This window comes from Haloplanus sp. GDY1 (assembly GCF_023703775.1).
GTDB classification, from domain to species: domain Archaea; phylum Halobacteriota; class Halobacteria; order Halobacteriales; family Haloferacaceae; genus Haloplanus; species Haloplanus halophilus.
Genome location: NZ_CP098517.1, coordinates 97,287 through 107,228, shown reverse-complemented (window position 1 = coordinate 107,228; position 9,942 = coordinate 97,287). Strand labels below are relative to the sequence as shown.

Annotated in this window: 4 protein-coding genes; all 4 read right to left on the bottom strand. The window is 55.1% G+C overall.

Annotated elements, in window-relative coordinates:
- Positions 1 to 197: 197 nt before the first annotated feature.
- The gene (locus tag NBT67_RS17960; protein WP_251344704.1) at positions 198 to 2,639 is read right to left on the bottom strand and encodes a DUF262 domain-containing protein; all 2,442 of its coding nucleotides are present in this window, start codon (positions 2,637 to 2,639) and stop codon (positions 198 to 200) included.
- 62 nt (positions 2,640 to 2,701) lie between these two features.
- Positions 2,702 to 3,808: a competence protein CoiA family protein gene (locus NBT67_RS17955; RefSeq protein WP_251344703.1), complete on the bottom strand. Its 1,107-nt coding sequence runs from the start codon at positions 3,806 to 3,808 to the stop codon at positions 2,702 to 2,704.
- Positions 3,809 to 3,830: 22 nt separating this feature from the next.
- Entirely contained in the window at positions 3,831 to 8,438 is a 4,608-nt protein-coding gene (locus NBT67_RS17950; protein ID WP_251344702.1) for a DNA translocase FtsK, read from the bottom strand.
- A complete protein-coding gene (locus NBT67_RS17945) occupies positions 8,435 to 9,937 on the bottom strand; it encodes a hypothetical protein (protein WP_251344701.1) in 1,503 nt (500 codons plus the stop codon). Before NBT67_RS17945 ends, NBT67_RS17950 begins: the two co-directional genes overlap by 4 nt.
- Positions 9,938 to 9,942: the final 5 nt, after the last annotated feature.

Here is a 9,942-nt window from a genome sequence, read left to right as displayed (position 1 = left end):
CAGAGACAAACCAGTTCGTTTGGAGAATTCAATTCATCAATCTCGTTTACTTCATTCCATTCATTCTATTCGTTTCGTTCGTTCCTTTCGTTTCGGCAAAGGAGGTCGACACCTTCTGTGGGGATGGCGAAGCTGGATAGGATAGTCAGCTGAGAAGGCTTCGACAGGTACTCGCAAAACCGACTTCTCAGAGGGGGTTAAAGCGATCGGACGGACAGACGTTTCTCAAACTCTTGGTCCGTCTTCTCTCGAATTTCGTGGCGTACCTCATCTTGGTCGGATTCAATCCCGAACTCGCCCTCAAACGAATCGAACCCAAGCATCGACAGAATATCCAAGAGGAGCTCGATTCGTCGATCCTGCAGAGTCTCGTAGGTCCAGAAGGAGTTGAAATACGCCACTACATCGGCGTCCACATTCGAAACGTCACCGCCATCGTGCTGCTCACGGAGTTTGTCGAGGGAGTCGCGATCGACGTTGCCGTATTCGGCCGTGAAATACCGATTGGGGTAGATACTGGCGAAACCGTCGATCTCGGAGTAGTACTGCGTCATCTTCTCGGCGAGTGGCCGATTACTCGCCCCGATATTATCGGTGTCACGGAGCAGGAGGAAGTTCCCGATATCGTCGATGAACCCCTGCGTGATGAACTCCGAGATATTGTCTTTCAGTCGCTCCTCCTCTTCGTCGAGATCAGAGCGCTGCACCAGCTCGATATAGCGTTCGATCTCTGACGCGATCTCGATGTCCGGCTCCGAGTCGAGTTTGAAAAACTCCCGAAGCCACGTCGGGTCTTCTGGGTCGCTGACGGGAGTCTGCGGGAGGACGTGTTCGAGATGGATGTTCCCCATGTTCAGGTCTCGCTCGACGGCACGACTACTGTCGTCGAAGTGATCCTGGGCGAACTTCCCGAAGAGCAGTCGCGCCGTTCCGGTACTCCAGGACTGCGTCTGAACGACCGTATCGACGAACCGGTCGCCGAACAGCGTCGGCGTAGAGGAACGCATCTCGGTGATGAGGTACTCTCGAGAAGCCTCGTATACACTATCTGGAGTGGCGTCGGCAGTTGGTGCGAGATTGAACTCCTCGACGGCCTCGATGAAGACCTCGCGGAAAATACTCGGTCGTTCAGAGATGAGGAGGCGTCGCAGGTTGAGTTTCTCGATGGTCTCTAGTACGCGGTGGAACTGTGCTGCATCCGGTTCCGATTCAGGATTGGTGTGATAGTAGAGCGCCAGGACGAATGGCCGCCACTGGTCCATCTGTTGGTTATTGAGGCGAACAAGGATTTCCCGACACTGCTCTCGGTGACTGGCTAACTCAAGGTCCTCGGCGGCGAGCTCCGTGGTTGTGATATCTTGGTAGTAGTCGACGAGGTCGTGCGCGTAGTCGAGGAAGGCCTTCGCTTCATCGAGATTCCGAAGGCGCGGGACGACATCCGAGTCGATGTTCCGCGTGTCGAAGGCGTTGGTCAGTTCGGCGCTGGCGTCACCAATCCTGTCGATGCCATCGTCGACGATACTCAGATAGATCGAGAGGTAGTCGTCGATGGCATCACCATCGGTCGCGAACGCCACCACGATGTCCTCCCACTTGTCGACGTACTCGTCTTTCACGTCAGTATCGAAGAAGGCGTTCACAACCGCCGCCCTGATACGGTCGATCTTCGTCAGATCGACGCCGCGGTCGTTCAAAATCTCGAATATCTGCATCCGGAAGTCCGACTCCGCCTCTCGAATCAGGTACTCCCCGACGTGGTAGGAGTTGTAGACGTAGTTGAGGATGTTCACGAGCGCTCGCACCGTCTCGTCCGGTGTGTCGGCGTCGGCGACGACGCCGCTGATCTTCTCGTCGTAGAACTCGTAGGCCTTCAACAACCGCCGGTGTGAGCGGTACAGTTTGAAGAACGCCCCCAAGGAGAGCGAGTCAGTATCCAAGTCCGCGAGGTCATCGTCCGTGGTGCCGAACCGGTCCAGACACTCCGAGACTTGCACCGCATCGCTGTTGTTCCCGTGGATGCTGAAGTCGGCTTCATTCTTGAGATAGCCCACCTGGGCGGACGGCCCCATCATGAGGGCTTTGAAAAATTCAGCGTCGTGTTTGTTCAGCGTGAGCCGAGGCTCACGTTTGCCGAACGACTCCTCTACATAGAGGATATCGGTGATTCGCCCGATCCCGTAGTCCCGGAACTCCGCCAGGGTATCGTCCTCGATAGAGGCTGGATCGACGTCCTCGAGGTGCTCCATAAGGACGCGCAACAGCAGGTGCGTCGTCGTCAGCCGCTGTTGGCCGTCGATGACCTCATACACCTGTTTGTCGTCGTTGACCGCGAAGTACATCGAGCTGAAGAACACGTCAGACACTTCGCGTCGGTCAGCGACCAGGTCGGCATTCACGAACTGCTCGATGTCCGACCAATACTGTTCGTGGTGGATGTTCTTCCACGAGTACAGTCGTTGGTACTCTGGTACGTTGAACTTCTGATCGGTGAGGACCTCCCCCAGAGTCCGTTTCTCCATCTCGAAATTCTCGGCCGTAATCGGCCGAACTACCTTCCCATCACCGACATTCCGGGTATCGAGATCTCTGCCATCGTAGTCGATGTACTTATCATACAAATCGTCAGCCTCGTCCGACATTATTGACTGCTGTTTGTAGTCCGTCCATTTACCGTTGTGGGCGGGTTTCCGGGCGAGTCAGGTCACCCCAGATGGTTAGCCAGTTCGTGGAGACTCTCTTTGAGATTGCGCTTGAACTCGGTAGAGACGGTAATGAACTCGCCATCGTCGCTGTGTTCCTTGTACTTTCCCAGCGAAAGAGCGAGCTCCCCGCTCGGAGTTGCAACGAGCTTGAAGATAACTGAAGTGCTCTGTAAGCCGGTTTCCAGCCACGCCTTTTCGATATCTGCCCATTCGCCAGCGGAGGTATCTGCTGAATCCACCTCGTAAGCCAAGCTGTGAACCTTCCCCCGATTCCGAGAGTGTCCAGTCTGAACTGGAGCGAGTACGTGTTCAGTACCGCGGACCTGCTTCCCGAGCTGAAGCATCGTCCGCCCATCAGGCGTCTCGGTGAGTTTGAACCACTTCTGGTACGGGTCATACGAGGCACTCAACCACCAGAATCCGAGATCATTCCAGTCCGATTGGCCTCCCTGATCGAACTTCCCGTACTCCCATGCTCGACGAAGACCCTCGCTGTGTTCAGCTAGATATTCTCGCGGCAGGACGACGTCCATCGAGGCATTGGCTGGCTTTGATTGTCGGAGCCAGTGGATGACGCCGTGATACCCGTCGCTGAAGTCGTGTTGGACCGCGTGAGGCCAGGTCGGGAGAATGCCAGAGAGATCGACGTTGAATCCGGAGAAGTCCTCTTCTCCCAACCAGAGGACGCTGTACCCTACAGCGAGATACTCAGCGGTTACTGCGTCGACATCCTTGTCCTCGTGTTTGTGCTGTACTTCGACGCCGATGCCACGGCCCTCAGGGAACCGAGGCTGTGGAAACTCAACGAGAATATCGGCACGCCGGTCACCCAGCTGCTGTTCTAGTCCTATTGTAGCGTCGGGATACTCGGTCGTGAGCTTCGAATACGCGATCGACTTCATCCGCAAATGAGGTGGAGATTCACCGCCACAGTCAGTCTCCTCTTCAGCAGCGTGGTAGAAATGCCGTGCGACGAACGATCCCTTACGGCGATGGGAATCGCGAATTTTCAATTGATCGCCGCACTTCGGGCACTCGAGGAGACTCCCTTTCTGTACCTGATTCGGAATGACCTCGGTGCCGTCGTGGAGGGCCAAGAACGGCATTCGAATTCTACATTCCTAGTGGTCACCGATATTGATTGATGAGGTTACGGATGTCATCAGAATCTACATAGAGGCCTTGTAGCCGAGTGGTTCTGTCCGCTTCTTTCAGTAGCATGTCTCCGTCTCCGCCAAGTTCCTCTGCTCCACCTTCGTCGATTAGAATTCGAGAGTCAGACTGCTTTGGAAGCCGGAAAGCCACCCGAGTATCCAGATTAGCACGGAGGTCCGTGTCGATAGCTTCGTGTGAAGGTCGCTGGGTAGAGATGACGAGATGGATACCCTGTGCCCGTGCGATTTGGGCGATTCGGCGCACGTTGTCCTCGGTGTCGTCAGCGTCTTCTCCAAGTTGCTGGAGTAGGTCGCTGTATTCGTCGATGATGACGACGATCGGCTTCATCTGGTCATCAGGGTTCTGCTCGTTGTACTCTCCGATGTCACGGCATACGCTTTCCCGCAGCAGCTGTTTTCTACGTGGGATTTCGTCCTCGACGAGCCACTCGAACAGGTTGGCAGCATCTTCGGCGTCAGTGATCACTTCGCCGTTAGAAAGGTTTGGCAGAGCATCGAAGAAGATGAAGTCGGTCTCCTTCGGATCAACTAAGGCGAACTCGACGTTGTCTTCGCCTTTCTGCTCCATGAAGTTCATAATCAAGGAGTACAGGAACACGGTCTTCCCGCTGCCTGTTGCCCCGCCGACCAACATGTGTGGTGCTTCAGAGAGATCAGAACGGTAGACATCACCGTCTGGTGTAACGCCTGCTAGGAAGGGTAGTGAGGATGTCTCAATCTCGTCGGACGGCTTGTACCGGTCTCTGTAGTCGCGTTGAGGTACCACAACGTTGTTTTCCCGGGGGACGTCCAGAGCTACGTACTCTGTTCCAGGCAGTCGCTGGACGATCGGTTCTTTCTCGAACGCCATTTCCCGGGCGATGTCCTCTGTCCGTTGCTCCAGGGAACTCTGTTTCTCGCCTGGTGCCAGACGGATCTTGAAGCGTACCACGTTTGGTCCGACATCGATATCGTCGGGATCGATGTTCCGGATGTTGATCTTGAACTCGTTGAGAACCCGTTTCAGGGTTTCTACCAAGTCAGTGTATTCTTCGGGATCGCCGAACCGGTCAGCAGATTCAGTATTGACGTCTGTCTTTTCGTCGTCGCCGACGGTGTCTTCCTCTTCCCCACCGGTTTCCTCTCTGTCGACTTCCGTCTCGCTTTCGTCGATTTCGTCCGTTTCCTCTTCTGCGACAGCTTCCTCTTCGGCATCCTCTTCCGGCCGTTGGTCTTCCCGGTCCTCGATGCCGCTGACAATCAGCCGCTTGATTGATTGTCGGGGAAGCTTGTCAACCCTGATGGACTGGGCGTTCGGAGTTACGCCGTCAATCCGTTCGTCCGAAGTGGCTTCGCTGGTGACTTCGACCGATACGATCCTCGGGTTGATCTCGATTTGGGCATCCCCGTTGAATACGTCGTTAATCCGGTCTGCCCACTCCTGCTTACCCTCCATCCCTTCTGCGGAGGTCAATTCGTAGTACAGTTGTTCGCGGAGAGCCTCTTTCCGGGGCGACGTGGTGAGGTTTTTGTCGCCTGTGAACAGGCCACGGATTGTGTCTGTCGTCTCGAAGACTTGGTCGACAGCGTTTCCTTCCACGACCTTGGTGCCATCTTCGTCTTTGACGGTGTAGGCGCCGCTAGTTTCTTCCAGAGTCTTGATTTCGATGATGTCGAGGATAAGGCCACCATCATCGTCGAACTGGACAGTAAGGATGTCGGCCCGGCTTTCGCTGTCCCCCAGATTCAGCCATTCCCGGGTACGCGGGTTGTCGATGGAGAAGATCAGCTTGGGATCTGCCAGCGTCTGCTGGAGCCACTGGACGGCGATAATGGAGCCAAGCAGGCCCTTCGTATTTCTGGATTTCCCGCTGCCGAGGGTTTCCCGGGTGATGAGGCGGAGAAGGCCGCTTTGTTGTAGGTCAGCGATTCTCTCCGCGATATCCTCCAAGTCGGTGTCGTCAGGCGCGAGACGGTATTCGGTAATAATGCGGCGGAGAACCCGTCGGAAGTAGTCGATATCCTCTGAGTACGTGGCGAAGTCGCGTTCGCCGCGTCGTTCTCTGGAAATCAGGTTGTCCTTCCAGAATGGGTTGCCGTTCATCGGCGGTGAGGATATGGAGACCCAGATCGCGGAGTCGAGGAGGTCGTCGATAGTCTCCTTTTCGACGTTGAGTTCGTTGACCTCAGCATTGTGGATGGCCTGCCGCTGATTATACAGCTGGTTGATCAGGTCCTGGTATTCGGAGAAGAGGACTCCTTCCTTCGACGGCGAGATATTGATTTTGTCCTCAAGCAGGTCGTAGTCGAACTCTTTCGGGACGTACAGCGGGTGGATTGTGGTCTCAGCATCACGCTCAAAGGTCTGGATGCTGAAGTTGCTCTGGTCGTTAATCAGGATGAAGTGCTGTGGGTCGCCTTTCAGGCTCTCGGCGTATGAGTCATAGCTGGGATGTTCGGTTGTAACGATCTCGAACTCCCCAGAGTCGTTGTCTGGGCCGAACAGATTAGTGATATCCTCGGAGACGCTTGGTGAGGCAGTGCCGTTGAGGACAGGTTTCTCTTCGTCCTCGATGAAGGCGAACTCCACTGTTGCGCCTTGGATTTCTTCTTTCTCCGCTAAGTCAGCGATGTCAGAGAGAAGGTCCACAGGATCTAGAGGATCGATGACGCTGATCTTGAGGTGGCGTTGAGACGGTGGGTATGCTGACGTGAACTTGTCGAGGACGTAGTCGTAGAACTTGGAGTTCGTTCCTTCTGCAGCATTCTCGATTCGGGTATAGACAGGCAGCCTGTCGAGCTCCGCGGATTGTACGAGATAGGTCTCATCCGCCAGTCTGTAGTTCCCGCCGACGTGGATGCTGCGGAGGACGTGTGGCTGTTCTTCGACGCTGTTGATGAGGAAGTTGCGTTCTTCCTCGGTCAGCGACTCTTTTTCATCCTTCATCTCTCGCGCCAGTTCGGAGTACTTCCAGAGGTGGAGCGGGTGGAGTGGGGAGAGGACGAGTTCTCTATCGTCTTCGTATTCGAGAATGACGGTGTCGAATAGGAGGAAGTCGGAGAGAAGCTTGGAGGAGCCTTCAGAGCTAACGTCCTGAATCTCCCGGTACTTCTTGTCCAGTTTGTCCTGGACCTCACGGTAGGCCTCTATGTAGTTTTCTGCGGATTCGAGCAGGTCATCGTCTCCGAGAAGCCGGATAAGCGGTGCGGATAATAGTCCTGGTAGGGCGTCGACGAGTTCGCTACGGGCTGTTACGTATCGGTCGATGGATGCAACTAAGTCCTCGAACTTGCCGCTGTTCTCAGCCACTCTACGGAGTTTTTCGAAGCTGCTGTCTTCGCCTCGTGGCTGGAACTTCTCGGTTCTCAGAGCCTGGAAGTTCTTGATCGCGCTTTGCCTGTCCTCTGGGTTGTGGATGATACCACCGAAGGAGTCCTCGGTGACGAAGTGCTCAATAAAGTAGTAGAGGTCGTCGTTGACGTCAAAGGCCAACTGTTCATCTCCGGTGAACTCCATGTCGACCCGGTTTTCTTCTTCCTCGACGGCTTCTCGGTATTGGTCATCGAACTCTTCTGAAAGCCGTTCCAGTTCCTCGTTGTTGTCGTCGAAGACTGCCTCCACGCTAGCGGATTCGACGTCTCTCCGAGTGCTGGTGGTTGAACGTCGCTGGCTGGACTGGCCGGAGGTGGAGAATATCTCGTTGACCTCATTGTACGTCAGGTCGGCGAGGATCTCCGAGTCACCTGTTCGTTCGAACCGTCGAAGCTTGGCTACAGATTGTTCCCGTTCTTCCCTTTCGCTGTCGTCGACTTTGGTGACACTGTTAGTGAGCCGGCGTCGATCCCTATTCGACATATGGGAGACCCGCAGCACGAGATCCAGGTTATCGGAAAGCCTGTCAGGGATTTCATCGGGGTTGTTAAGCCCCGGATCATTGAACAGCCGCAGTCTGTAGAGTTCGGTTCCGAGGGCGTCGAGTGAACCTTGTTCTGATTCTTTGAGCGTCGACGTTGCGTAGTCAGCAACTGCAGGGATTTCGAACCTGTCGTAGAGGTCGGAGCCAACGGTTTCCCAGATAGCTTGGGCTGGGGGACTGTCGGTGAACTGTTTCTGGGCCTGCATCTGGTCGGTGATTTCTCGCGTGATTTCTGCCAGAGGCAAGTCGACCATACCCTCGAAATCTTTCATCGAATTCAGGCGGGCGTGGTCTCCCCGAACCAGAATCACCAGTTTCTCTGGTTCGATGCGTCCGTCCCATTCGAATCCGGTGTCGGTCCCATTCCGCCAGTTGACGGCGACACTAACTTTGTCTGTGAGTCTGACGGAGGAGTCCTCTGTCCGTGACTGGAGATCGTCGATGTCTGCTTCATCGATGCTGACCATAGCAAGGCCGACATCGTACCGTGCGTTACTGCAGAGAATATCGACGAACTCCTCAGCGTCGAATCGGGGTGGCGATTCGATTATAACTCCGATGTTTTCCTCGGTCAGCTGGTCGACTGTCTCGTTGGCGATTGCTTTGCCGATCAGATCCTCGTTGCTCTCGAATGAGCTGTCTTGTGTCTGTGTGGTTTCGCTCATATTTCCTCCTCGGGGACAGAGACGATGGTAACGCCGTCCGCGTATTCCTCAGCATATCCAAGGCTTGATACTGCTTCTTTGAAGCCCTCGTAGTTCTGGTTGTTCAGCGGATCACTTTCGGATGCGCTGGCACCGAGGCGGATGTCCCACTCCGCCAGGTGGCTACGGTCCTGTTCGGTTCCGCCCACGATGATCCCGTACCGTTCCCGGAGTTCTTCTGAGAGATCTTGGAGAGACATGCTCGTGCCTGGTTCGATTACGGAGAGTAGGACGGGTTCCAGCATCTCGGGGTCGGGCCGATACCTACGTTTGTTCGCCCGGTTTCCTCGTGGTTTGAGGATCCCGGCACGCCAGGCGAAGGTCTGGGCTGTGGATTGCGGTGTGTATGTGTCGAATCGGTTCGAGAAGTCGTGGATGACGTTGCTTACAGCATCCACCAGCCTGTGGAAGGTGGTATCCTTCTCGGGGTCTCGCGAGGCTCGGAATACCTGCTCGAATTTTTCGTAGTCCTGCTCGATCTTGTCCTCCTTATTCCGGTTCAGTTCTAGGAAATTGTGGTTCTCGAGCTCTCGGAGGACGTCTTCCTCGCTGTAGTCTTTGAAGCCCTGCAGGTCAAGGACGTGCTTGACACCAAGCCTAGTGGCTAACTGGATTTCCGACCCGACGACGCGGAATGATTCAAGGCTGGCGTCGGCTACCGGGTTGTTCCTGTTTCCGGTGTAGTTCAGCACGATTGGGACAGGTTCGTCTTTGCCCTCGTCATCCCGGATCTCATTATGCCGGTTGGCCATATAGACGTAGAGCAGGAACCCGCCGAATTTGATGGTGCGGCGAAGGTCACGGGCGTAGTTCAGGTCGTAGTCGCCGTTGGAGTCCTTCAGGTGCTTCGACAGGGTTTCGAAGCCTTCGACGAATTCATCCGCAATCTTCCCGTCCCCGAATGCGTCTCCCAGGACAGGTTCTTCCCAGGGTGAGACCGTGACGTTGCCTTTCCCTCCGTCTTTGGCCAGTGGCCGGAACAGGAGAGAGATAGCGTCGTGGTGATCCTGAAGCTGGTCGGTCAGCTTCTGATTGATGTCACTGTCAGATTCGTCCAGTACGGTGTAGATGAACTGTGACGGTGTTACACCGATTCGGCGGTAGGCGACGAACCAGTCGCTCATAGAGGTCATTGCAGAGTGTCGTGGACTACTTGCGTAGAGGGCGTTGTCGTTGTCCAAGACCTTCCGCATCCTGTACCGAAGATTGTCCATTTGTTCGTCACTGAGATCGCGGGAGGACTCGAACAGGCCGTGGTATTTCTCGTCCAAGTCGCTGGAGGGGGTTTTCCCAGGTTTCTCGACGAATTTGAACAGGTCCTCCGACTGGTGAGTAGATCCCAGAACGTTACTGAAGACGACCTGGGAGAGATGCACCGGTTTTAGAGAGGCAGAGGTTGCTTTGAATCCGAATGCGGCTTCCGATGCGTCGGAGTTTACGTCGTTAAGTCTCATTGGCATTGGTG

Excerpts from the sequence above, each read along its gene's own strand:
- NBT67_RS17955 (WP_251344703.1), bottom strand. The coding sequence starts at position 3,808 with ATGCCGTTCTTGGCCCTCCACGACGGCACCGAGGTCATTCCGAATCAG.
- NBT67_RS17950 (WP_251344702.1), bottom strand. The coding sequence starts at position 8,438 with ATGAGCGAAACCACACAGACACAAGACAGCTCATTCGAGAGCAACGAG.
- NBT67_RS17960 (WP_251344704.1), bottom strand. The coding sequence starts at position 2,639 with ATGTCGGACGAGGCTGACGATTTGTATGATAAGTACATCGACTACGAT.
- NBT67_RS17945 (WP_251344701.1), bottom strand. The coding sequence starts at position 9,937 with ATGCCAATGAGACTTAACGACGTAAACTCCGACGCATCGGAAGCCGCA.